Consider the following 24,424-nt stretch of genomic DNA (forward strand, 5'->3'; position numbering starts at 1 on the left):
CGTTCTGAGATGAGCGCAGTGATTGGATACGATGAGTGACACTGTGAGAAGTTGCGATAATTCAGCGGTCTGGTTAAACAAGCACTGGTATTTTGATGCCAGGCATAACATTTTGCGGACAAAAGATGGCACAGTACAAGACATGGAGCATCAGTTGTTTGTGTTGCTTGACTATTTTATCCGGCGTGAACAGCAGGTGTTGTCTAAGGACCAGCTGCTGCAGAATAATTGGCCAGGACGGGTGGTCAACGAAGACAGCCTGACGGTCGCCATCAGCAAGCTGCGCAAAGTCTTTGGTGAAAAAGCCAGGCAACCCCGTCTTATTAAAACCATACCTGGTGTCGGTTACCAGTTTATTGGTCAGGTGCAGCCTGCAGAGTATGTGACAGAATTCAGTACAGCCCAATCGAATCGCGCTTCGTTGCTTAGAGCATGGCCGTTGTTTGCTGCAGTATTGTTGATGAGCTGGCTGGCAGTGCCACTGCTGTTGCATCAGCCCGCCCCCTCGCACACGATGCATCCGGATGCGGTTGCTAAGAAAGATTTAGTCATACTGCAGGAGTTAACGCAACAATCGGAGCAGGCTGAGCTTAGCCAGATCCCAGAGCTTTTAGCGCAGTGGCGCACTTTTTTGATTGCAGAACCAGAGCAGGTGCAGGGGTACTGGTATCTGGCCTGGTTAAAAATACGTTTGCTGGGTCAGCAGTTGCCTGAGCAACCGCAGCACTTTGGCGAACTGAACGCCTTGCTGCAAAAAGTGGTGACGCTGGAACCCACGCATGCAGAAGCATGGAGCTGGTTAGCGCGGTTGCATTTTTGGCACCAGGCGGATTATGCGCAAGCTGCCAGCTATTACCAGCAGGCGCTGCAGCTCAAAAAAGATGCGGGTTTCTACTATGGCTATGCCGAAATGCAATTGGCTCGGGGCAAATTTGACGAGACCATCGCCCTGGTGGACAAGGCGCGGCAGCTAAGACCGCATGATTTTGCTTTTCCCGGGCTCGCCTGGGCCTATCAGCTGAGCGGCAGAAGCGAAGAGGCCTGGCAAGAATTGCTGCGCATCAGGCAAACGGAGCGGGCCAGCGGGTTGTGGCACCGCTCAGCGCTGCGGATTACTCATGAACTCGGGCTTGATCAGCAAAGCTTTGCCTCAATGCGCTGGTTGTTGCAACAAACGGATGAAGGGCAGGAACAGCTTGCTGCAGTAGAGCATCATTTTCATCAAGGGGGACTCACCGCGGTTTACCGCTACTTGCTTGGTGTGCAATTTAGCGGGGATATCGGCCACTACCGGCCACCTTTATCCTGGGCGCGTTACGCGATCCTGGCGGATAAAAACGAAACTGCTCTGCAGTATTTTGAGCAGGCGGCAGCTATCCGGCAGGCTCCGCTATTGTGGGCGGCTGTGGATCCATTTTACCAGCCTATTCACTGCAGCCCTCCCTTTCATCGCTGGCTGGAAACGCTTCAGTTGGGTGATTTTCAGGAGCAAAGCCATGTTTGCCTATTCCTGGAGCATAGGTTTTAAGGTTATACAAGGCTAAGCCGGCTCTTTGATGGGGTTATGCATTTAGCTACCGATAAGTTTACATAGTGGCTGCCATGTGCTTTGCTATTTATTAGTGCAGCAAAGCGCATTCGATTGAGGAAGTATGAAAACTCTAAAAAGGTTTCTGCTGTTAGCGTTATTCTTTCATGGGAATCCTCTTGCATCTGACTTTGAGCAAAATCTGACCTTATGGCTGCATGAAGTTAATGACTCTATTTATGAGAATGGCAAGCCGTTAACCAAAGAATTGCAGCAAGTCGCAGCTGAACTTGGCATAACTCGACCAGACAAGATCAGAATACTTATTGTCGATGAAATCCCTACTCCTATGGCTTTACCTAAATTGTACCGTGAGGGAAAGCAACGGAAACTATGGGGACCAGACATCAAAGGTAATGCGCAGATATTTGGTTATAGTATAGCGGTCACCCAGGAGGTATTTGATGATATGGGTAAAATGGCTCATGAGCTGATGCATGTCAGGCAAGTTGAGCGTTTTGGGTCGCTGGAAAAGTTTGTCGTGGAGTACTTGCGTCAAATTGAGCATTACGGCTATTTTGATGCCCCACTTGAAGTTGAGGCATTTCAGCAAAATAGTCGCTATGGTGGCAGTCAGGTGCTCGAAAAATAATTCAGGTGTGACTTTAGCTAAATGCTGCTGCACAAGCAAAGCACCCTGATGCAGTCCAACTGCTGCATGTTTCGGCTTGATATCAGAATGTGTAAGCCCAGCCGGCTACCAGGGTGTAAAAACTCTGGCTGTCTACCATCTCACTACGATGTTCTCCGATGAAGCGGGCAAACTGGCTGCTGACAATCAGCTTGCTGTTAGTGGACGTTGCTTTTATCAGGGTGATGCCCGATTGCGCTCTAAAACGGCCTTTGGCCTGATAGTGGCGCAATCCGGTTCGGTCCGATTCGGCCTCACTGATGCCAAAGTAATAATTGCCGATCTTGCTATCCCAGTAATGCACACTGAGTTCTGGCACAACGACTAAACCAAGGGTATCCCACTGAATAGCGCGCCCCACTGTTACGGCCGAGGTCATTCCATGGTGAGTCCCGGTGATGTCTGTCATCAGCGAGGCTTTGGTATGGTAATCGCCGTATTGATAAGCCAGCTCAATGCCTGCCAGGTAACTGAAGCGGCGTTTATCCAGAGCACTGATCGCTGGATCGCTGGCTTTTTTGGGATCAAAGTAACCCGCAGCCGGGGCTAACCTGGCGGAAAGCCGGATCGGCTGGTTCTTATTCAGCTGGTAAGCTGCTTCCAAGCCATGAATACTGAATCGATCGCCCTGATAGCTGAACCAGGGGAGTACAAATTGCTCCGAAGTAACGCTTTTGTAGGGGGTGGCATAGTGAATCATGCCAATACCCAGCTCGCGTTCGGCAGCCTGCGCTGCTATAAATTTACCAGTGATGATCATGGCCACCGCTGTCCAAAGAGTCATAGATTTCATAGGCTGTCCTGTTACTGTATACTGATTAAATCAAGGTGGCCTGGTATACACAATGAGCCAGGCCGGGAGCGCGGATTGTAGAGAACTGGTGTGCAGCTGGCTTATTAAATGCTCTGAATCATTTTGAAGCATGGTCTTCAGAATTCTTAACTGGCTGAGAGTCAGAGCAACAGCAGAATTCGCGTCTCAGCTATGAGCCCAGCCAGGGCTCTGCCAGGCTGCTTTCGGGTTCCAACAATGAGTAGGATCATGAATCACAATGCAAGTCGCCCAGTTTGGCTGAACGATGATTGGTATTTCGATGCAACCCGTAATATCTTGCGAAAAGATGGGGTCCAGTATGAGATGGAGCATCAGCTGTTTGTATTGTTGGACTACTTTGTGCAGCGTGAACTACAGGTGCTTGGTAAAGATCAGCTTATTACCGACAACTGGCCGGGCAAGGTGGTGAATGAAGACAGCTTGACGGTCGCCATCAGCAAGCTGCGTAAAGTCTTCGGTGAGCAGGTCAAGCAACCTACCCTGATTAAGACTATTCCTGGTATTGGGTATCAGTTTATTGCCTCTGTACGCCAGGCTGAAGATGCTGCGCAGGAGGCAACATCAGAGGCCAAAGGTGGTTCTATCCTGAAAGCCTGGCCTTTGTTTGCAACGGTATTGCTGATGAGTTGGCTGGCGTTGCCCTGGCTGTTGCAAGAGCCTGAGCCCATGGCCCAGCAGGATGCCGGAGTTAGCGCAGACATGACACCACTGCAGCGGTTGATACAGCAGTCGGAGCAGGCTGAGCGTGCACAGATCCCTGATTTGTTGGAGGAGTGGCGGAAGCTGTTGCTGCAGGACCCGGAGTTGGTACAGGGGTACTGGCATCTGGCCTGGCTAAAGATCCGCTTACTGGGCAATGACTTGCCAGAGCAGCCGCAGCATTTTGCCGAACTGAATGCCTTGCTGCAACGGGTGGTTGCGCTGCAGCCTGAGCATGCCGAGGCCTGGAGCTGGCTGGCACGCATTCATTTCTGGCACCGCTCAGACTATGCTCAGTCGGCGGCCTATTTTGAGCAGGCTTTGCAACTTAAAGAAGATGCAAATTTCTATTACGCCTATGGCGAAATGCTGCTGGCCCATGGCCAGTTTGAAGCAACCTTTGAACTGGCCAACCGGGCGCTGCAAATGCTGCCCCATCTGTATGCCTTTCCGGGGATGGCCTGGGCCTACCAGCTGAGTGGCCATACCGATGAGGCCTGGCGCGAATTGCAGCGCATTGGCCAGACTGAGCGACAAACCAAGATGTGGCATTGCTCTGCACTGCGTATCAGTTACGAGCTTGGTTTGTACGATCACACTTTCCAGTCATTGCACTGGTTATTGCAGCAAAGTGACGAAGGCCGTGGTCATCTGCAGCAGGTCAGCACACTCTATCAAACCGAGGGCATGCCGGCGGTATTTGGTTACTTACTGGCCCATGAGTTTACCGACGATATTGGTCATTACCGGCCTCCCTTGTCCTGGGCACGCTACGCCATTTTAACCGGTGACCTGGAAACAGCTGAACAGCTTTTTCAGCAAGCCGTAGCCCTCAGGCAGATCCCTTTGCTATGGGCGGCCGTCGATCCTGTGTATGCCCCCTTGCATCAGAGTCCGGTGTTCAGCAACTGGCTGCAGAGCATTCAGCTCTCAGAGGCGATGCTGGCGCGTTAGTTCGGTTGTGTATTGGCCTCTAGCCATTGGCGGATTTGGTCTCTGCTCTGTGTGGAGAATGAAAGCTCACGCCAGCTACCCTGATAACAGGAAGGCGCTCTTTTAAACGAATGCTCTTCGCCTGCGGCAACGTAATAGCTGATGTTATCGGGCAGCTGGTCGGGGAAAAGACGATCCAACGCTTGCAGGCTCCATGCCGGGCTAACCAAGGGATCGTTTTCGCCAAACATCATGAAAAACGGTTGATGAATGGCTTTGAGGTAAGCATCTGGCTCGAAATCTTTGATCAGATTCAATTGGCGCAAATTCCCTTTCCAGCCCACCAGCGAAATGAAGAACAGATTGCGGCTGACTTGACGGCTGGCTTTACGCTCAGCCTCTTGCTGCGACAAGCCTTGCTTGCATTGCAGTATGCTGGCGGCATCATTAATCATTTGCCGCCGCACGCCAAAGGTTGGTCCGGCCATGCTGATGCCACCGGCAAACACTTCCGGATACTCTGCCAGGGCAATCTGTACGATCCAGCCGCCCTGGCTATGGCCCACGACAAACACCTGCTCATGGTCAATAAAGTCGTACTCCTGCAGGTGAAGCGCGACATTGCGTGCATCCAGCGCTCTTTGCTCAAAGCTGGTGCTGTACCAGACACCTTCGGAATCACCTAAGCCCCGTTTATCAAAGTACACCATGGTGAATCCTTGTTCGACCAGGTTGTGGTCGAAAAAGAACTCCGTAGTGCTTTGGTAGTTTTTAAGGGTGGATCCTGTGCCAGAACCAACCAGAAAAATAATCGCTGGTTGCTTCTTGCGAATGGTGTGGTCACGGACCATATAGCCATCCAGTAAATAACCTTCGCTCGGCGCTTTAAATGGGATCCGTTCTATAGTGCTTGTTGCGTTTGCTGTATTGGCCTGGGCTGGTGCAATAGCAAGGCTTACCGTCAGCATAATCACAATAGCCAAAGTCTGTTTGAACATAAGTAAACTCCTGAAGCAAAAGGCTGGTTTGTTTCGTTCAGCCTGGGTTGCTGGCTATTTTCTATACCACTCTGGTCGTAGCAAGTTAAATCTGCTTTTTGGAAGACTTAATAAGCTTTAATGCTAAGCCGTTGCATGGCCAGGTTTAGAATTCCCGCGGAATAATTGATAGAGGAGTTCGGACATGAATAGGTTGATAATTCTAAGTGTTCTCATGGCAATCTGCTTGTTACCTTCGACCTGGCTGCAAGCTGAGTCTATGAGGGATCTACAAAGCATTTTGATGGACATTAAGCAGCGGTCGATTGATACGCGCTCCGATGCGGTACTTATTTTACAGGGTGATAAACAGCTTTTGTCTTATACCTCAACAAAGAGCGAGCAGCCAATAGAGCTTATGTCTGCTTATAAGTCGATCGTGGCAATGGCCATTGGCCGGTTGCTATTCAATGAGCAGTTAACCTCACTTGATGAGCCTGTTTCAAGTTTTTATCCTGAGTGGAGGCAGGGTGATAAAGCGAGCATCACAGTGCGCCACTTGCTCAATCACACATCAGGTTTACAAGATGTCATGAATGCAGGCGAAGAAATTTATCCAAGCCCCGATGTGATCAAATTGGCTCTGGCTGCAGAGTTGAGTGAGCCGCCAGGTTCAAAGGTTCGCTATAACAATAAAGCCGTCAATCTGCTGGCAGGAATTATTGAAAAGGCATCGGGTACTGCTATGGATCAATTCCTGATGGCTGAGTTTTTCGAACCGCTTGGGATTGAGCAGTACAAATTTTACTATGATAGTGCCGGTAATCCACATGCTATGGCTGGGCTGGAGCTTACCGCATCCGATGCAGCCAAATTCGGACTTGTCGTAGCAAATGGCGGTAGCTGGCGTGAGCAATCGCTTATACGCTTCGAGTTCATTGAAGAGATGCTGGCACAAAGCCAGCCCTATAGTGCACGACTTGGGTTGCTCTGGTGGCGTCATGAATACAAAACAACCCAAGGTGACACCAAGTTATTGTATTACGCAGATGGCTATTTAGGGCAATACATTGTTGTGGTCCCAGAGTTGAGTTTGGTTGGGGTACGACAGCTTAAGCGAACCGAGCAACCTGGCAGCAATGAGCATGCATTCAAGGACTTTAAAGAGTTGATGGCCCAGTTGGCTGATTATCTGGCTCAGTAATACAGACGGTCAGAAGGGCTGCACCCTGCCATATTTTGCTTGCAGTTGACTGGCATTCGAATGCACTGATAAAGCAACGAATGCAATTGTAATCAGTTATTTCTGCAATAAAGTCTTACAATCGGTGACAATGTTCAGCGGCGATGAGCATTACAATAGGTATTGTTTAACGTGGGACGATTTGGAGCAAACCCGATGCGTTTCTTACTGATGTGTTTTACTTTGCTGCTGGCAGGCCCCTCCCTGGCAGCGACTGCTTTGTTGAATGGTCACTGGTATCAGGAGGGCACCTTTGTTGCCCAGACCTGGTATGTGCGGGATGGTGTGCTGACCCAGCAGACACCTGCTGAAATCCACCGAAGTGTGGATTTACAAGGGGGCTTTGTGGTGCCCCCTTATGCCGAAGCGCACAACCACAACCTGCAAAACCCCTGGCTGGCGCAGAACTTTCATCAGCGTTATCTGCAGGATGGCGTCTTTTATGGCTTGATGATGTGTGGCAGCCATCAGAGCTATGGCGATACCCAAGCGGTGCTGGCAGAGCTGACCTTGGATATCGAGCTGGTTGGGGCCTGCATTTCCAGTTCCGATGGCCATCCGCTACGCATGGCGCTGCGCACAGAGCCGGGCCAGCCTGAAGTCCGCCCTGAAGAGGTCTATGACCAGTCCTTTATTGTGATCGACACCCTGGACGACATTGCTGCCAAGTGGCCATTATTCGCGGAAAATCAGGCCCGTTGGGCGAAGATTATTCTGGTGCATCATGAGCGCTCAGAGCGTCGTGGCGAGCAGCGCTACTTTGGTGTCAATGGTTTGCAGCCAGAGGTGGTGAAGCCGCTGGTGGCTTTTTTGCAGCAGCAAGGGGTGCGGGTAGCCGCGCATGTCGAGTCGGCGGCAGACTTTGCTCTGGCGGTGGAAGCCGGTGTGGATTTGATTGCCCATCTGCCTGGTTATCAGTGGTGGCAGGGCTATGCGCCAGAACTGTACCGACTAAGCGATGAAGCCATTGCAATGGCTGCAGACAAACAAATTCCATTGGTTGCTACGGCTGGTGTCAGCCCACTGTTTTATGCCAGCCAACCAGAACAGCTGGAGCGCGTGAAGGCATTGCAGCGGCAAAATCTGCAGCGCCTGTTGCAAGCCGGGGTGCCCATCCTGATGGGGTCGGATCGCTTTGATGCCAATGTGTTGGCCGAGGTGGATTATCTGCATAGCCTGGCTATTTTTAGCAAGCCGCAGCTATTGCAATTGCTGGTAGCGGACACAGCACGCTTTCTGTTTCCCGGGCGGGCTCTGGGCCGGTTTGCGGAGGGGTACGAAGCAAGTTTGCTGGTGTTGGATGCTAACCCACTGGAAGACTGGTCGGCCCTTCGACGTATTCAATTAAAGATGCGGCAAGGTCAGTTGCTGGATTAGCGTTTTAGTATTCTTCAACAGATTTAAGCAGCTAATTAAGTGAGTCTGATGCAAGCTGCCGCTTCTGAAGTGACTTGATGGACCTTTCTATGATACGAAAAGCAACACCGGATGACTTTGCTGAGCTGACTGAGCTCTGGTTGCGGGCATCCTGCCAGGCGCATCCCTTTATAGTGGCTGATTTTTGGCAGCAGCAACAATTGGCGATGCAGCAGCATTATCTGCCGCAGGCCAAAAGTTATGTGTATCAACCTTCACCTGCTGCACCTTTAGCTGGCTTCGCCTCCGTTGTGCAGCATAAGCTGGCGGCTTTGTTTGTCGCCCCGGAGCAACAGGGGCAGGGCATTGGCTGGGCTTTGCTTACCCATGTGACGCAACTGCAGCCTTTGCTGGAGCTGGATGTATTTGAACAAAACCTTGATGCACTGCGGTTTTATTACCGCTTTGGTTGTCGCTTGAAAGAACGTGGCCTGCATCCGGAGACACAGGCCTGGCAGCTGACGCTGGCTTATCCCTGAGTCATTCTTTGGCGGTTAGCAAAGGAAAGCGCAGCAAGACGCCATCGGTACTGGTGATGTACAGCAGGTGGTTGTGCACGGTTGGCGTTGCCAGAAAACCGCCATTGTGCAGGATACGCTGCATAATGGCGTAGCTATCGTGGCGCCAGTCGTTTTGCACCAGGCGCTGATAATCGAAGCGGCCGGTTTCTGCCTGCATCACCTGATAGCTGTCTGCTGTCGCTGTCTCGGTGCGATAACCTTGCAGCAGCTCACCACTGCTGCTATCCAGCAAAAACATATCACCACGCATACTGGCGATCAGCACCTGGCCGTTGAACACCACAGGGGAACTGAAAGTCCAGACAAAGGTACGGTGGCGCCAGCGCTCTTGCCCCGTTGTTTTGTCCAGTGCCAGTAACCAGCCACTATCCGAAGTGCCGACATAGAGGCTGTGGTCATCAAACGATGGGGTGCCAACAATCCAGGAACGCTCCGCATCGTAACGCCACTGTTTAGCACCCGTCTGAAGATCAAGGGCATACAGGTAGCCATCGCGGGAGCCAATATAAACACGGTCGCCATCCACCACCGGACTGGATTGAATACCGAACCAGACTTTTAACTTTTGCTCGGTGTTTGTCTGAAAGCGCCATTGCGCTTCGCCACTGTGTCTATCCAGAGCGTACAGTGCGCCATCCCAACTGCCAACCAGTACCAGCTCACCCGCCTGCGCCGGTGAACTGTGTACCATCCCACCGGTTTTAAAGGCCCAGCGCATTTTGCCGGTATCGGCATCCAGCGCATACAGGTGCTGATCGCTGCTGCCAAAGTACACCACGCCATCGTGAACCAGTGCGGACGACAGGAAGAAATCCCAGGGATCGATGACAGGATGATCGGCTTGAATGCCCAGGTAGTTCCAGCCGGCGAAACGCTGTTCCCCTAGGGTGTTAAAGCGCCAGAGCTCGAGGCCGGTGATTAAATCAATCGCATAAAAGCTCCCATCCAGACTGAGCTGATAGACGGTGTTGCCATGTACTGCCGGGGTAGCACTCAGGGCACCTCCAGTTGGAAAAATCCACTGAATGGCTTTGGTGTGGTGGTTCAATGCATAGAGGTTGCCATTTTCTGAGGCCAGCAACAGGGTATCGCCAGCAATCACCGGTGAGCTGACCACCAGGCCTGGTAATCTTAGCTGCCAGTCGGGCTTATCCTGCCAACCCTGAATCGAGGCATGAATATAACTGTTACGGTCTGTGTTGTGTTTGAAGCCGCTTTGCTCATTAGCCGATAGCAGCAAGCTATGGCTCAGCAGGTACAGCGCCAGTAGATAGTGTGTGATTGTTTGCATAGGTTGAACTCCATTAGAAGGAGCGGACAGTCTGCTGGCAGTTGGCGGCTATGTCCTGAAGACCGCCTTAAATCGTGCCTTTAGCTTTCTTAAGGCATGGTTTAAGTGAGCTTCAGGACTATTTATCCGCTCAGGGTGCATCTTGCAGTGATGAAGATGAACCAAGGTGCCATGCGATGACAAAGCGCTATGCAAGGCTGGCAATCATCTGTCTGGGACTACTAAGTGGGTGTCGGGCAGGCTGGCATGACCATGTTGCCAGCATGCCGGTAGGGGAAGATGAGAAGGTTTGCACTCTGGGCCCGGTTAAACCGGCCGAGTCGGTGGTGTGGCCGCTGTTGATGTAACAATCCTATGATGTAACAGTAACCAGCCCGGCATCCTGCCGGGCCTGGTTTCCCTGTAATGATATCAACGCTGAGCAGTCAGGCCTTCCAGTCGGCTGGAAAACTGCTGTAAATTGTGTTGTACCAGTTCGCTGTCGCTTAGTTTGGCGGCACGCTGAAAGTCTTGTTGTGCCTTAGCTAAATCCTGCGCCACCCAGTGCATCACGCCGCGGTTGCTGAGTGCCAGCGCTTGCATTTCGCGTCGCTCGGCTGCCGAAGCCTGCGCCTGGCTGCGAGCCAGAGTGATGGCGCGGGTACAGGCCGAGCTGGCACCGCTGATATCGGCCAGCTGGGTATTGGCGACACAAAGCGCCATGGTCCTGGCAAAGGCATCGGTATCGGCTTTGCTAGTTTGTAAGGTATTCAGGCCTGTTGCCGCATCGCCCTGCTGGATCGCGCTGGCGCCTGGCGTTGTTTCAACAATGGCCATTTGATAAAGGTTACTGGCACTCACCAAGCCTGCGTAGCAGGCAAGCAGTAAAGCTGCCACAGGTAAACCAATCATAGAATATTTCGCGTTCATGGTGACTCTCCAGTTGCTGTCAGCCAAAGGTGCTGACAGCCCTAACTGTAGAGACTACCCTCTAATCCTACAAACGATAAAAAAAAGACCGATGGTTGAGCAAAACTCATCTGTACTGCTCAAAACTGGCCAGCACCCAGTCAATCAACCACTGGATTTCTGGCCGCTCCGGCTGTTGCCGGTGCTGGATTAGGTAATACTTATCCCGGGTAGTCCAGCTGCCATCAAACAGAGCGACCAAAGCGCCGCTATGAAACCAGGCCTGGCTGATCGGCATCGGGATCAGCGCAATGCCCAATCCTTGCTCTGCCGCACGCGCCATGCCAAACATGCTGTCGAGCTGCAGGATTTGTTTGGGGCGAAAATGCTCGATGCCGGCAAACTCGGCCCACTGATGCCAGGCATGGGGCCGGGATTGATGCAGCAGCAAGGGCAATTGATTGAGTGCATCTAGCCCCAACCGGCTGCACTGCTCATACAGGCTGGGGTTGCAGGCGGGTTGGTAACTGATGGCAAAAAGCTCATGGCACAGGGCTGCCTGCGGCGGACTGCCAGAAAGGATAATGGACACATCGGTTGGGCGGCTGGGATCGCTGCGGGTCTTCACGGTATCCACCCGCAAGTTGATAGCTGGATATTGCGTCGACCAACCCCGTAAACGTGGCATAAAGAGTTCGCTGGCAAAAAACTCCGGCATACTGATACTGACCTCCTTGCTGCCGGCATTTTGACTGAACTCGCTGATGGTATGTACCAGCTGCTGCATCACAGGCTGAATGGCCAGATAAAAGCTCTTGCCAGCCGGCGTCAGCTCCAGCGCCCGGGTCTTTCGTACAAACAGGCTTAGGCCCAAATCCTCTTCCAGTTGCCTGATCTGATGGCTGACCGCCGATGGGGTGATGTACAGCTGTTCGGCGGTATGTTTGAAACTGAGATTGTCGGCAGCCAGACAAAAACAGCGCAGGCCTCGCAGGGGCGGCAGGCGTGTCGACATTACAAACTCCTGATAGTCATTTGGACAATGGTAGCCGAAAAGGTACAGCAAGACTTGTGCCTTTCTGTCAGGGCTGTTTTTTTGTTTTAATGTTAAGCAAATTTCGCGTTGTCGGTGCACTCTTTTGGTGCGTATCACCGACGTGGTGCAGCCGGGGCTGGTCGTTTTTTCTTGGGGCCTAGTCGCAGAAAAGCCCTGGAGCTTGATCTCCCCCCTGCAGGATGGCGTACACTGAACTGCCATGTTATTCGATGTGTGACCCCATGATCCGACAGCTACTGATGGTTATATTGTATCTGCTACTTTCCGTGCTGGCAGCAAGCGCGCAGGCAGTTTCGACGGGCTGGAAGCAGGCACCGCATATACAGGTGGAGCTGGTGAGCTCGCACCAGACGGTTTCTCCTGGCCAGACATTTTTGCTGGCGCTGCATTTATTACCGCAAGAGCATTGGCATACTTACTGGCAAAACCCCGGTGACTCAGGGATGCCGACCCAGATCCGCTGGCAACTGCCAGAAGGGGTGACTGTTTCTGATATTCAGTGGCCAGCGCCACAGGCTTTTTCCATCCCACCTTTGATGAATTACGGCTTTGAAGGCTCCACAGTGCTATTAAGCGAAGTGACCTTACCGGCTGATTACACCGGTACCGGCTTGCTCGTTAAAGCCGACGCCTCCTGGCTGGTGTGCGAAGAAATTTGTATTCCGGGTGATATGGCGTTTGAGTTGCCGTTGGCGGTGGCACGCCAGCCGGCAGTGTCAGAGCACCACCGTCCGCTGTTTGAGCAAGGTAAGGCAGCGCAACCGGTGGCTTTGCAGCGGGCTGCTTCCTATCAGCTGCAGGATGGCGTGTTTTCGGCAGTGATCGAGTCCAAAGACGATTTGCTGGTGGACGCTTTTTTTGTGGCGGCAACCGATCTGGTTGAGCATGCCCGTGAGCAGGAGATCAGCTGGCAGGATGGTAGTTTACTGATCCGTCAGCCACAGAATACCTATTTTCATCAGGCACCAGAGCAGATTGAGATTGTGCTGACCAGTGGCCCGCAATCCTTTGTGGTGCAAGCGCAGCGGTTGGATGCAGCTGGCGCTGCGCAGGCAGCTGCCGACTTTGGCCTGGCCGCATTTTTACTGGCGCTGCTGCTGGCGGCGGGTGGCGGCCTGATCCTGAATTTGATGCCCTGTGTTTTTCCGGTGTTGTCGTTAAAGGCCATCAGCCTGGCCAACAACAGTGGCGATGCTGCCCGGCAAAAGCGCGACGCCTGGAGTTATACGCTCGGTGTGCTGGCAATGTTCGCTGTGCTGGCTCTGGCGTTAATAGGCTTGCGAGCGGCAGGTGCTGCAGTGGGCTGGGGCTTTCAGTTGCAAAACCCCTGGCTGGTTGGGGCACTGGCTTACCTGTTCTTTGCGTTGGGCCTGAGTTTATCCGGGTTGGTGCATTTTGGCAGTCGCTTAATGCAATTGGGATCGAACCTTGGTCAGCAGCAGGGCGCTAAGGGCTCGTTCTTTACCGGAGTACTAGCGGTGATTGTGGCCAGTCCCTGTACGGCGCCTTTTATGGGCGCAGCCCTTGGCTATGCGGTCACCCAATCGGCCCCGGTGGCCTTGCTGGTGTTTTTAGCGCTTGGCTTTGGCATGGCATTGCCGTTCTTGCTATTGGCGTACAGCCGCCGTCTGGCCCGCTTATTACCAAAGCCCGGTGTCTGGATGGATACCTTGAAGCAATGGCTGGCATATCCTTTGTATTTAACCACGGTCTGGTTGCTGTGGGTGCTTGGCCGTCAGGCCGGAGTGGATGCACAGGCGCTGGTGCTGGTCGGTTTGGTTTGCCTTGCCGCTGCACTGTGGCTCTGGGGCCGGCAACAGCTGGGGCAGGGCTTTCGGTTGGCTCCGCAGCTGAGCTGGGTGTTTGCTTTGCTGGCTATCTTACTGCTGGTGCTGTTGCAACCACAGCAAGGGGCGCAGCAAAGTGCGGAGAACCGGCACTGGGAACCCTGGAGCCCGGCGCGCTTGGCTGAACTGCAAGCGGATCAGCAACCGGTGCTGGTGAATATGACCGCTGACTGGTGCATTACTTGTCTGGTCAATGAACGGGTGGCGCTTAATACTGACAGCAGCCGCCATGCACTGACGGACTATGGCGTGACCTACTTAAAAGGTGACTGGACGCTTAGAGGCGCTGAAATCCATGCTTATTTGCAACAGTATCAGCGCGATGGTGTGCCCTTGTATGTGCTGTACTGGCCGGGACAGGAGCCAAAAATTCTGCCACAGATTTTAACGCCAAATACGCTTCGCGATCAGCTGGCGCAGTTGGCAAATGCATCGTCGGGTAGTTAGTGCCTGGCACTTAATCATGCAGCCAGAGCCGTAGTGGCTGCTTACGTAAACATGAAACGGAGTAATACCATGAAACTGAAGCAACTCTTTAGCGCCCTGGCGCTGGCTGGTACGGTGACAGCGGTGGCTGCCGCGCCACAAATTGGCGCTCCGGCTCCGGATTTTACCGTGGTCGATAGCCATGGCCAAACCCACTCACTGGCCGATTTTGCCGGCAAGAATGTGATTCTGGAGTGGACCAACCACGAGTGTCCCTTTGTCGTGAAACATTACGTCAGCGACAACATGCAGGGACTGCAGCAGCACTTTGTGGATGCTGATACGGTCTGGCTAAGCGTGATTTCATCCAAGCCAGGCAGCCAGGGCCATGTTAGCCCGGCAAAAGCCAACGAGCTGACCGCCAGCCGTGGCGCCCAGCCTGCGGCCGTATTGTTGGATGAAAGCGGCGATATGGGGCGCGCCTTCGATGCCCGTGTCACGCCACATATGTATGTAATTGGTGCCGATGGCAACCTGCTGTACATGGGCGGCATCGACAGCATTCCAACGGCCAATCCAGAGGATATTCCAAGAGCGGAAGCCTACCTGGCCAATGCTGGTAACGAAGTCCTCGCCGGCCAGCCGGTGAGCAAACCAGTCACCCGGCCTTATGGCTGCAGTATTAAGTACTGATCCCTTTCTGCGGTATCAGGAGCCGCCTGATACCGCAACGCTTTAGACCGTCAGTCTTGCCAAATAAATCCGGCTCTGGCCTTCATGTGACGAGTAGTAGCTGATATAGACTTTACTGCCCAGCAGCACCATGCCGGCATAGCTGCAGTCGCCGCCGGAGGGCAGGGTCTGCCATTCAGTCAGTTGGCCACTGTGCCGGTCTATCCAGCACAAGCTGGTGCGCACTCGGCCATCGTACAGCCGCACACAGGCCAGCAAGCGGCCATCTGGCAGCTCCAGCCACTCGGGTCCGCCGATGCGACAACCAATATCGCGCCAGTCCCATTGCTGATAGGGCGGCCTGGCGCGGCCATAAAGGCCATGGTGTGGATCGCGGCGCAGCAAGCATAGCGCGGTGCCATCCGGCTCGAACAACAAGCCACTTTCGTTGGCGTAACTGCCGCTGTAGCTATCCGGGTGAATCGGCTGGTAATCGCAACCGTTTTGCGTCAGATAGCTGCGGATAAAGTGTGGTTTGCCACATTTGTAGCCAATGGCCAGCCCTTGCTGCTGGTGCCAGCTGAGCCGCCAGATCCAGATATTGGGCTCGCCAATTGGCACAGCCTTTGACCAGTGCAGGCCATCATCCGAAAACCAGGCATAGCTTTGGTGGCTGTGCTGGCTGCGGTCGTGCAAAGCGCCGGCACCATACAGCATCAAGCGGCCATCGGGCAAAATACTGAATTTGGCATCACGCAAATCCGCCTTTTTGCTCGCGATGACGGTGGTGCTGAGCCAATGCACACCATCGAGCGAGCGCAGGATACGAAACTGGCCGTCAGGGGAGATATGGGCACTGCCTTCTCTGAACACGCACCAGAAGGTACGGTTAAAATGGATCAGATCGGTAAAGGCATTGTGTGCTGCCTGCTGCCAGATGCACTGAAGCTGGATGGCCATGATGTGCTCCGAAATAACCTGGATTGTTCTATGCTAGCAGCTTTTGCGGGCAGCTTCATCGCTGTAACTGCAAACAGCTCGTGTCAGAAGTGCCACTTCATCAACAGATTGATATTGTTTTCGTGGCTGCGCAGTGCCGGGCTGTCGGCAACGCCGAACTTATTGCGCCAGAACACATATTCAATGCCAAGCCAGAGCTGACTTTCCATGCCAAGATGCGGGCTGGCCAGCCATTTCAGCTGGGGTGTCAGGTTCAGGTTGGCCCGTTGATCGTCACTGCTGCTGGCCCAGTCCATAAAGCCATCCAGTAAAAACTGCTGGTTGCCGAGCGTAAACGGGTAGGCCCAAACCAGCGTCAGTTGCCAGTTATTGGCGACTTTGTCGTTGTTACGCCGGTAGACATTGGCCTGAAAAAAACGAAAGCCTGGCACGGCTAAATCCATTCCGGCACCATACAGGTAGTTGGTGGCAAAGCTACTCATCTCAATATGACCGGCCAGCAGTACATCCTTGACCGGACCAAACTGGTAGTTGCCACTGGTATTCTTACCTAGGCTAAAACGTGGCTGCAGTTCGGCATAGTTGGTGCGGGTGCCGTCTTTAAACCGCATATGGTCGAGGAAAAAGAAGTTATCGCCCCAACTGGTATTGGCAGCGTGTTCAATGGTCAACACATGGCGGCTGGGATCGCCTAGCCGGTAGTTTTCGCCATAAAGGTACGTCAGCCGAAAATCCTGCCACAACACCTTGGCCTGGGCAGGAAATAGAAACAAACTAAGGCAGATCAGTACGATGCGCATAAAAAGAACCCACAGAACGCAGATAGGTTGAGTTAAGACCTGGATCGGCGTTCTGGCAAGTTATTTTATGGCCGGGTGTTAGTCCGTTTGCAGCGCCGTGATTGGGTCCAGCTCGGCAGCGCGCATCGCCGGATAGACACCGAAACTGAGCCCTATCAAAGCACAGATGCTAAAAGAGAGCACGATAGCTGGCAGCGACCAGCTGACCGCCCAGCCTGAATAAAAGGCAATCAGCTCGGATAACACGATGCCAAATACAATGCCAAGCACACCGCCAGCGACCGCAATGGCGAAGCTTTCAGCGATGAACTGCACCTTGATGTCTTTGCGGGTGGCGCCTACTGCCCTAAGCAAGCCTATCTCTTTGGTACGTTCCAGCACCGTTGCCAGCATAATGTTCATAATGCCAATACCACCAACCAGCAACGAGATGCCCGCCACGCAGGACATAACAATATTAAAAATCTGCTGGGTTTGTTTTTGCTGCGCCAGCAAAGCTGCGGGGACGATCAGGGTGTAATCATCAATGCCATTGTGGCGGTATTGCAGCAGATGCTGCAACGCCCGGGCTGTAGCAGCGGTATCAGTCCCATCGGCCAGCTGCAGGCGAAAAGCATCCAACTCGGCGGCCAAATGGCCACTGCTAAAACGGCTTTGCGCGGTATTAAGGGGCATAAACAACTGGTTCTGCTCACCACCAAGCTCAACGCCCTGGAAATCCTGGCTGCCCTGATAAGGCTCGTCCAGCACACCAATCACCTGCAACCAGACATGATTCACTTTGACATAATTGCCAAGCGCATTACCGGCAGGGAACAGTTGCCGTGCCATGGCAGAGCCAAGTACGGCAACCGGAGCCGCTATGCGGTCCTGCTGTTCGGTAAAAGGCTCACCTTCCGTAAACGGCAGGCTGCTGAGCTCAAAGTGACTGGGGCTTACTCCCGATGCCTCGCCGTCACTTTTGCCAAAGTGACTGATAATGGCGTAACGCTCAATGCTGCGCTCGGCGCTAAAGGCGGTCACTCCCGGCAGCGTGGCCATGGCGGCGTGCACATCGCCCAGGGTTAACCCTAGTGAGTGTTTGCGGTGTTCCAGCAGGGTGGTTTCATCAAAGCTGCGGCCCTCGACAATCAGGTTACGCAGGCCCATGGTCTCGATGGTTTTCAGCGCTTCACGCTCGGCACCTTCGCCGATATTCAGCATGGCGATGACGGCACCAACGCCAAAAATCATGCCCAGTAGAGTTAAAAAGGTGCGTAATTTGTGCTGAGCCAGCTCGGCCAGAGTATCTCGAATCAAGATAGTGCCATTCATGGTGCTGCCTCCGGCTCAGTGAGTGCTATTTGATCACCTGCTTTCACACCTGAAACAATTTCTGCATGGGTCAGGCTTTTCTGGCCTATTTCCACGGGTTGTCGTACAAAGCGGTTGCCCTGACGTTGCCAGACATAGAGTTGATTCTCTTCACTAAACAGCGATTGCAGCGGTACCAGCAAAAGTGCATCGGCACTGGCCAGCTGAATCTGCCCCATGACACGACTGCCTGGCATAAACAGCGGAGATTGCTCGGTCGGGGCGACTTCGACTTCGATATAGCGCCTTGGATCGCGCCGTTGTCTGGATTGAGCTACCTGACCAACACGCACCACCTCACCGGAAAATTGTGTGGCAGGGTGAGCCGCCAGCGCAAACTGAACCGGTTGGCCAACGGCCAGGCCGGCGGCCTCGTGCTCGATCACATAGAGTTTCAGATGCTGCAAACTTAGATCCGGTAGGCTGCCAATGCGCCGGCCAGGAAACACCATGCTGCCAACTTCCGCTTTTTGACCACGCCAGTCACTATCCAATTGCAAAATACCGGCATGGGGTGCCCTTACTTCTAAGGCATTTAAACCGGTTTGTGCCGTTTCCAGTAAGGTCTGCTGTTGATTGAGCCGTAATTGTAGTAACTCCTGTTCGCCGGATGATTTAATGGTAAAACTGTCTTGCTGCCAGGTTAAAAACTGCTTTTTCTCTTCCAGGTAATCGCGATTCTGTAAGGAGTCCAGGATCTCCAGCCGGGAGCGAATTTGCACATCATCAATGCTGAAACGATCGGCAAAACCAAACTCCTGGCCAACTAACGCCTGGCTCAGTGCCAGGCTGGTCAGCTCGGACGCTTGTTGACTTTGTTGCTGGGTACGCTCGGTATCGATGGTAGCGATGCCATGCTGAGCATTACGCTCTTCGCGTTGCAGCTGGCGGGCATCGAAGCGCACAATCAGATCGCCCGGTTGCAGCTCGGTAAATTCGGCCTGAATTTCAGCAATCAGCCGCGGCCCCTGGGCCTGCGGTGCATTAATACTGGTGGAGTTGACGGCAAACAGTTCCCCTTCGGCCTGCACCTGATGGATAAAAGGCTGCGGTTTCAGCTGCAATGCCGGGGTGGGGTCAGTCTCGGTCTGGCAGGCGGTCAGGCCGAGCAGTACTGCGAGCAAGCCGATGGTTCTTGCTGTCATGATGCCTCCCTGCGACTGAGCTGAATGGTCAGGCGCGCTGTCATGCCTGGTCGCATAATGCTGGTATCCAGATCATCGAAGCTGATGGTGGCATCGACCACCCGGTTCAGTTGTTGATTGGACTTGTTGCGCACAGACGGTGACAGCTCTTCGACCAGGCCGGAGAAGCTGCGCTCCGGGTAGGCATCCAGCGTGATCTGTACCCGTAAGCCCGGACGAACAAAGCGGATATCGACCTCATCGAGTTCGGCACGTATTTTTAAGGTATCCAGTTGGCTGACTGCTGCCACCGGGTGCCCGAATTGCACGGTGTCACCGACGGCTGATTTTTCGCCCTGAAAATTGGGCAGGTAAATCACCATGCCATCAAAAGGCGCTTTCACCTGCATGCTGGCCAGCTCTTGCTGCAATTGGTTAATCTCCGATTGCAGTCGGCTGACACGGGATTGTAGTAACTGGGCTTCCACCTGGCGTTGTTGTTGATGAAACTCCAGCCGGGATTGGGCCAGAGTATGCTGATTAGCGGCGATGGTGTAATCAATACGCGCTTTTTCGCGCTCATTGGCTGAGCGGGAGTGATCAACAATTTCAGCCCGGCGCTGGAAACGCTGATAATCCATCAGGCGCTCGGCCAGCTCTAACTTCAGTTCTTCATGCCGCTCTTCATCTTGCTGCAACTGATTGCTTTGCTCCTGACGCAGGCTGCTCAGCTCCATTTGCTTGTTGCGCAACTGCTCCATCAATGTTTGGCCATCAAAAGCAACCACCATATCACCTGCCGAGACCAGGCTGGACTCCGGCGCCATCTGTTGAATGTTGTACTGCCACATCCGGCTGACACTTGGCGGGGAAATTTGCTGACTACCTGCGGCAAACAGCTGACCGGTGGCACGGATCGATTGGCGTTGTGTATCCGCATTGGCTGGTGCTTCGGACTGACAGGCTGGCAGCAGCAGGCAGATGGCTGCACTTACTAGGAAAACAAAAAGCTGTTTCATGGCATCACCTTAATAAGGAGGCCAAGACCCAGGCGGGCATCGGCGATTGGCAGCTGTTCGGCGTAAAACTCAGCACGAAAATAAAGGCCCTGTCCCAGCTGACGCCGACGTTCACCTTGCTGCGCCAGTGCTTGCAGTTTCACGTTAAATTCGGTATCGGGTGCGCTATCGAACAAAGCGGTGAATTGTCGGGCTTGCTGCAAGGCTTGCATGTCCGTTTCGTGTACCCAGGCTTCAATCAGCAATTGGTTTTCGGCATGTACCTGGGCAATTAGCCAGCCGGGTTGCGCCGTCATGCCGGAAAACACCGGGGTCCCATACCAAGGGTGCAGGCCGTAGCTGATTGCTCCATCCACCTCGGCGGTAACACTCATGTCGGATAACTGATGCTCTGCATCCTGCAACTCATCCAGTTGTTGTTCAATTTGCAATTTTTGTTTGGTCAGCTCGGTGTCACGGGCCACTTCTGCCAGTTGCAGCGCCTTCAAGGCTTGTTCCGTGGCTGTTTCTGCCCGGCGATAATCCAGCTGATAGAGTTCATAATCGTACTCACTCAGATTGGTGCGCGGCACTGCGGCATCAATACCGGCTTTTTGCTGCAGCAAGCTGCGACGTTGCCACTCGTAGCGTGCTTCCATCACGGTGAGATCGTGTTGTAACTGCAGTTTTTTTAATTGATCGCGGGCGGTATCGACCTGGGTTTTCAGTCGTTCAATGGTGCTTTGCAGGCTACCGGCATCGAACACTGCCACCAGATCACCAGCACGCACCGGTTCTTCTTCCGGCTTTAACCATTGCACCTGTACCCGCCAGTTCTCGCTCATTGGCGAGACCACATTTTGCCGCTCCGACGATTGCAGGGTGCCGGTCAGCAACACCGGTGCCGGTTGGCTGGTGGCGAGCAGTGACCAGAGCAGCAGGCTCATTGCTGACATGAACTATCCTCCAAAATAACGCCGTCCCGCATGCGAATGACACGTTTGGCCCAGGCTGCGATTTCATCTTCGTGCGTCACCATGACGATGGTATTGCCTTGCAGGTGCAGCTCTTTTAGCAGCTGCATAATTTCAATCGAGGTTTTGCTGTCCAGGTTGCCCGTGGGCTCATCGGCAAAAATGACTTTAGGATCATTGATCAGGGCTCGGGCGATAGCTACCCGTTGACGTTGCCCCCCAGACATTTCATGCGGTTTGTGGCTGACTCGATGGCCCAGACCAACGCGCTGCAAAAGCTTTGCTGCTTTGGCAAGGGCTTCATCTTCCGGGATAGCGCTATAGCGTAATGGCAGGGCAACATTTTGCTGAGCCGTTAAGCGTGGCAGCAAGTGAAAAGACTGGAAGATAAAGCCAATGGATTGATTGCGAATGGCGGATAGCGCTTCATCGGTTAGCTCGGCTACATTTTGGCCAGCCAACTGATAGCGGCCACCGCTTGGCGTATCCAGGCAACCAAGGATATTCATCAGGGTCGACTTGCCCGAACCAGAGGTGCCCATAACGGCAACGAATTCATTTTCTTCAATGCGCAAATCTATGTTTTGCAGAGCCACAACTTGATTATCGCCCTGGCCAAACACTTTTTGCAGCTGTTGTACTTCAATCATCCATGATGACTCGCCTAAAAACAGGAACCCAGATTCTGCCACAAAAAAGCCAGTACAGCTGCTGAGGGTTGCACTGGCGGGTTGTTAAATTGTAACAAAATATTGGTAGCTGACTCAGGCCGGTAGTGGCAGGTGCTGTACCAGAGTGTTCAACTGCTGGATAGTTGTCAACTCGTGGCGTTGTAAGATCAACTGCCGGCCCAGCGCCAGCGCAAAGCGCTCGCAACGGGCTTGTTGTGGCTCATTGCGGATTTGTTCTAAATCAGCCACATGGGCCAGACCTACCGTACGGCGAATGAGCTCACAGCCAGCATAGCCAATGCTGTCGGCCAGCACTTGTTGCAAGAAAAAGCTTTGATAACTGCTGCTGGCAAAGCTACTTTCTTTGGTCTGGGTTTGCATCAGCTGGCTAAATTCACTGGCAAATCCTTGCCAGAGCGTTGCAATTTGCTCAAGCAGATACGCTTGTTGCTGCTCACGGACAGAGGTGTCTTCCTGCAAACCAAACTGACCGGCATAACTGAGTAATAAATTACCCAGCAGGCTGCCAACATCAAAACCAATAGGGCCGTAAAAGCCAAACTCAGCATCGATCACTTTGCACTGTGTCGCACTGACAAAAATACTGCCGCTATGCACATCACCATGCAGCAATGCCTGTGGTTTGGATAAAAAGTCTGCTTTTAGTCGTGCAACCTCTGCCTGCAAGGCGTCATCGTGCCACAGCTCGCGTGCCTGCGGCAAAATGGCCTGATGAATGTTATTGCGCTCATGGTTGCAGTAGGGATCGGTAAAGAACAGATCTTCGGTGATCAGGCAAAGCTCCGGGTTTAAAAAACGGGCGACTTCAGCCTTTTTTTGCAAGCCATTTAAAACAAAGTCGCTGGTATGAAATAAGGTGTGGGCCAGGTACTGGGCCATCTGGCTGGCCAGTAAGGGGAACTGTTTGCCTGCAACCAAAGCACTACGTAGTATTTCCAGCTGGCCCAGGTCTTCCATCAGGATGGCAGCCAGAGCAGGATCGTAATGCAGCACCTGCACGGTATGCTCGGGGCAAAGCCGGCCATGGCGCAGCAGTACTTCCGCTTCTATCCGTGCCCGATCAATGGTTAATGGCCAGCTTTCGCCGACACAGCGGGCATAGGGCAGGGCTTGTTTCACAATCAGGCTGCGGCCATGCTGGTTTTTGACCCTGAATACCAAATTCAGATTGCCGTCACCAAATTCTTTTGCTTCCAGCTGATCGCTGTCACGAAAGGCATCAGCATGGCTGAGGGCAAAGTGTCTGGCACCGTCTGCGGTAAAGATGTGATAGTCGCTCATAATGGATCCGGACTTGTCAGGCCAATAGAAGAGCTGCATAATCGCAAACATTCTAGACGTCTGCAAGGCTAAATAAGGCATAACGCATGAAAAACATGATGGGTCTTAGCATTAAAACCGAACAAGGCCAGTTGTCTATTCTGGATCAGACGCTGTTGCCGCATCAGCAACGCTGGCTGCATTGCCAGCAGGTTGAGCAGATGGTGACGATGATTCAGCAATTGCAGGTACGCGGCGCTCCGGCGATTGGTATTGCAGCCTCCTTGTTGCTGGCTTACCGGGCTGAACAGGGTGATAGCCGTGCGCAGCTGCTGCACAGTGCTGAAGTACTCAGAGCGTCCCGGCCTACCGCGGTCAATCTGATGAATAATCTGGATGCGATGGTAGCCGCCTTACAGCAGTCCGATTATGTCAGCGCGGCGGTGGCCTGCGCCGAGCAGCTGTTTGCCGAAGACGTGCAGCTGTGCCTGCAGATGGCTGAACATGGCGCAGCTCTGGTGCAGCCGGGCGAGCGTTTGCTGACGCATTGCAATACCGGTGGTTTGGCAACGGCCGGGGTTGGCACTGCGCTTGGCGTAGTGCGGCTGGCGCATCAGCAGGGCAAGCAGATCCAGCTCTGGGTGGATGAAACCAGGCCCCTGCTGCAAGGCGGGCGGTTAACTGCCTGGGAGTGTCAGCAACTTGGCATTCCGTACCAGCTGATTTGCGACAATATGGCCGCTATGCTGATGGCTCGGGGCGAGGTCGACCGCATCTTTGTCGGCTCGGATCGGATTGCCGCCAATGGCGACTTCGCCAACAAAGTCGGTACTTACAATCTGGCCGTATTAGCGCATTATCATCAGATCCCGTTTTATGTGGTGGCCCCGCATACCACGGTCGATCCCAGCTGCAGCGACGGCAGCCAGATCCCGATTGAGCAGCGCCCAGCGGCGGAAGTGCGCGGCGTGAGGGGTAGTTTTGGCCAGGTTTGCTGGGCGCCGGAGCAAGCACCGGTGTTTAACCCGGCCTTTGATGTAACCCCGGCCAAGCTGGTCACTGGCTGGGTACTGGATAGTGGCGTGTTCGATCAGGTGGCTGTGGCAGCCGGTGCATTAACCCGGTTAGCCGTATCCGCATAAAAAATGCCCGGAGCAAGCTCCGGGCAAAAGACAAGGATAGACAGGGTGGAACCGCCTTTTCGGGGCGACAGGGATAGACTAAGTTGTTTCTGCTTTG

The 24,424-nt window shown here is 53.4% G+C and carries 23 protein-coding genes; 10 read left to right on the forward strand and 13 right to left on the reverse strand.

What is annotated here, in order from left to right; all coding sequences use genetic code 11:
* Positions 1–31: 31 nt before the first annotated feature.
* Together QWY20_RS11880 and QWY20_RS11885 are read left to right on the forward strand one after the other, a co-directional pair.
* Positions 32–1,528 (forward strand): winged helix-turn-helix domain-containing protein, encoded by a 1,497-nt coding sequence (locus tag QWY20_RS11880; RefSeq protein ID WP_330129226.1) that lies wholly within the window; start codon positions 32–34, stop codon positions 1,526–1,528.
* Between the two features lie 124 nt (positions 1,529–1,652).
* Complete coding sequence (locus tag QWY20_RS11885) at positions 1,653–2,180, forward strand: hypothetical protein (protein WP_330129227.1); 528 nt, start codon at positions 1,653–1,655, stop codon at positions 2,178–2,180.
* 82 nt (positions 2,181–2,262) lie between these two features.
* Here QWY20_RS11885 and QWY20_RS11890 read toward each other — a convergent pair whose 3' ends face one another.
* On the reverse strand, positions 2,263–3,012 hold the full coding sequence (locus QWY20_RS11890; RefSeq protein ID WP_330129228.1) for a MipA/OmpV family protein: 750 nt from the start codon (positions 3,010–3,012) through the stop codon (positions 2,263–2,265).
* Positions 3,013–3,261: 249 nt separating this feature from the next.
* Here QWY20_RS11890 and QWY20_RS11895 point away from each other — a divergent pair, with 249 nt between their 5' ends.
* Positions 3,262–4,707 (forward strand): winged helix-turn-helix domain-containing protein, encoded by a 1,446-nt coding sequence (locus tag QWY20_RS11895; protein ID WP_330129229.1) that lies wholly within the window; start codon positions 3,262–3,264, stop codon positions 4,705–4,707.
* On the opposite strand, the gene QWY20_RS11900 is transcribed toward QWY20_RS11895, so the two are convergent.
* Complete coding sequence (locus QWY20_RS11900) at positions 4,704–5,684, reverse strand: alpha/beta hydrolase family protein (protein ID WP_330129230.1); 981 nt, start codon at positions 5,682–5,684, stop codon at positions 4,704–4,706. The genes QWY20_RS11895 and QWY20_RS11900 overlap by 4 nt on opposite strands.
* 184 nt (positions 5,685–5,868) lie before the next feature.
* Between QWY20_RS11900 and QWY20_RS11905 the strand changes: the two genes are divergently transcribed.
* From QWY20_RS11905 to QWY20_RS11915, 3 genes are all read left to right on the forward strand, one after another.
* Positions 5,869–6,867 (forward strand): serine hydrolase domain-containing protein, encoded by a 999-nt coding sequence (locus QWY20_RS11905; RefSeq protein WP_330129231.1) that lies wholly within the window; start codon positions 5,869–5,871, stop codon positions 6,865–6,867.
* Positions 6,868–7,062: 195 nt separating this feature from the next.
* Positions 7,063–8,283: an amidohydrolase family protein gene (locus QWY20_RS11910; RefSeq protein WP_330129232.1), complete on the forward strand. Its 1,221-nt coding sequence runs from the start codon at positions 7,063–7,065 to the stop codon at positions 8,281–8,283.
* 89 nt (positions 8,284–8,372) lie between these two features.
* Entirely contained in the window at positions 8,373–8,801 is a 429-nt protein-coding gene (locus QWY20_RS11915; protein ID WP_330129233.1) for a GNAT family N-acetyltransferase, read from the forward strand.
* 1 nt (position 8,802) lies between these two features.
* Here QWY20_RS11915 and QWY20_RS11920 read toward each other — a convergent pair whose 3' ends face one another.
* Entirely contained in the window at positions 8,803–10,134 is a 1,332-nt protein-coding gene (locus QWY20_RS11920; RefSeq protein WP_330129234.1) for a PQQ-binding-like beta-propeller repeat protein, read from the reverse strand.
* Between the two features lie 176 nt (positions 10,135–10,310).
* Here QWY20_RS11920 and QWY20_RS11925 point away from each other — a divergent pair, with 176 nt between their 5' ends.
* Positions 10,311–10,481 carry a hypothetical protein gene (locus tag QWY20_RS11925; protein WP_330129235.1) on the forward strand — a complete coding sequence of 57 codons (171 nt, stop codon included), beginning with the start codon at positions 10,311–10,313 and terminating at the stop codon, positions 10,479–10,481.
* A 64-nt stretch (positions 10,482–10,545) separates the two neighbouring features.
* On the opposite strand, the gene QWY20_RS11930 is transcribed toward QWY20_RS11925, so the two are convergent.
* Complete coding sequence (locus tag QWY20_RS11930) at positions 10,546–11,043, reverse strand: hypothetical protein (RefSeq protein ID WP_330129236.1); 498 nt, start codon at positions 11,041–11,043, stop codon at positions 10,546–10,548.
* Positions 11,044–11,149: 106 nt separating this feature from the next.
* On the reverse strand, positions 11,150–12,037 hold the full coding sequence (locus QWY20_RS11935; protein WP_330129237.1) for a LysR substrate-binding domain-containing protein: 888 nt from the start codon (positions 12,035–12,037) through the stop codon (positions 11,150–11,152).
* A gap of 281 nt (positions 12,038–12,318) precedes the next feature.
* Between QWY20_RS11935 and QWY20_RS11940 the strand changes: the two genes are divergently transcribed.
* Positions 12,319–14,373, forward strand: coding sequence for a protein-disulfide reductase DsbD family protein (locus QWY20_RS11940; protein ID WP_407935428.1), 2,055 nt, complete (start codon positions 12,319–12,321; stop codon positions 14,371–14,373).
* 69 nt (positions 14,374–14,442) lie between these two features.
* Positions 14,443–15,045 carry a redoxin domain-containing protein gene (locus tag QWY20_RS11945; protein ID WP_330129239.1) on the forward strand — a complete coding sequence of 201 codons (603 nt, stop codon included), beginning with the start codon at positions 14,443–14,445 and terminating at the stop codon, positions 15,043–15,045.
* 42 nt (positions 15,046–15,087) lie between these two features.
* Here QWY20_RS11945 and QWY20_RS11950 read toward each other — a convergent pair whose 3' ends face one another.
* The 8 genes from QWY20_RS11950 to mtnK form a co-directional block, all read right to left on the reverse strand.
* On the reverse strand, positions 15,088–15,984 hold the full coding sequence (locus QWY20_RS11950; protein WP_330129240.1) for an exo-alpha-sialidase: 897 nt from the start codon (positions 15,982–15,984) through the stop codon (positions 15,088–15,090).
* An 83-nt stretch (positions 15,985–16,067) separates the two neighbouring features.
* Positions 16,068–16,784 (reverse strand): DUF5020 family protein, encoded by a 717-nt coding sequence (locus QWY20_RS11955; RefSeq protein ID WP_330129241.1) that lies wholly within the window; start codon positions 16,782–16,784, stop codon positions 16,068–16,070.
* Positions 16,785–16,862: 78 nt separating this feature from the next.
* Positions 16,863–18,098 carry an ABC transporter permease gene (locus QWY20_RS11960; protein WP_330129242.1) on the reverse strand — a complete coding sequence of 412 codons (1,236 nt, stop codon included), beginning with the start codon at positions 18,096–18,098 and terminating at the stop codon, positions 16,863–16,865.
* Positions 18,095–19,282 (reverse strand): efflux RND transporter periplasmic adaptor subunit, encoded by a 1,188-nt coding sequence (locus QWY20_RS11965; RefSeq protein WP_330129243.1) that lies wholly within the window; start codon positions 19,280–19,282, stop codon positions 18,095–18,097. The genes QWY20_RS11960 and QWY20_RS11965 overlap by 4 nt, the downstream gene beginning before the upstream one ends.
* A complete protein-coding gene (locus QWY20_RS11970; RefSeq protein WP_330129244.1) occupies positions 19,279–20,280 on the reverse strand; it encodes an HlyD family secretion protein in 1,002 nt (333 codons plus the stop codon). Before QWY20_RS11970 ends, QWY20_RS11965 begins: the two co-directional genes overlap by 4 nt.
* The gene (locus QWY20_RS11975; protein WP_330129245.1) at positions 20,277–21,215 is read right to left on the reverse strand and encodes an HlyD family efflux transporter periplasmic adaptor subunit; all 939 of its coding nucleotides are present in this window, start codon (positions 21,213–21,215) and stop codon (positions 20,277–20,279) included. The genes QWY20_RS11970 and QWY20_RS11975 overlap by 4 nt, the downstream gene beginning before the upstream one ends.
* Entirely contained in the window at positions 21,203–21,883 is a 681-nt protein-coding gene (locus tag QWY20_RS11980) for an ABC transporter ATP-binding protein (protein WP_330129246.1), read from the reverse strand. Before QWY20_RS11980 ends, QWY20_RS11975 begins: the two co-directional genes overlap by 13 nt.
* A 114-nt stretch (positions 21,884–21,997) precedes the next feature.
* The gene (mtnK, locus tag QWY20_RS11985; protein ID WP_330129247.1) at positions 21,998–23,206 is read right to left on the reverse strand and encodes an S-methyl-5-thioribose kinase; all 1,209 of its coding nucleotides are present in this window, start codon (positions 23,204–23,206) and stop codon (positions 21,998–22,000) included.
* 86 nt (positions 23,207–23,292) lie between these two features.
* Between mtnK and mtnA the strand changes: the two genes are divergently transcribed.
* Positions 23,293–24,327, forward strand: coding sequence for an S-methyl-5-thioribose-1-phosphate isomerase (gene mtnA / locus QWY20_RS11990; RefSeq protein ID WP_330129248.1), 1,035 nt, complete (start codon positions 23,293–23,295; stop codon positions 24,325–24,327).
* Positions 24,328–24,424 lie beyond the last annotated feature (97 nt).

It is taken from the genome of Alkalimonas cellulosilytica, from assembly GCF_036325985.1.
Classification (GTDB): Bacteria; Pseudomonadota; Gammaproteobacteria; order Enterobacterales; family Alteromonadaceae; genus Alkalimonas; species Alkalimonas cellulosilytica.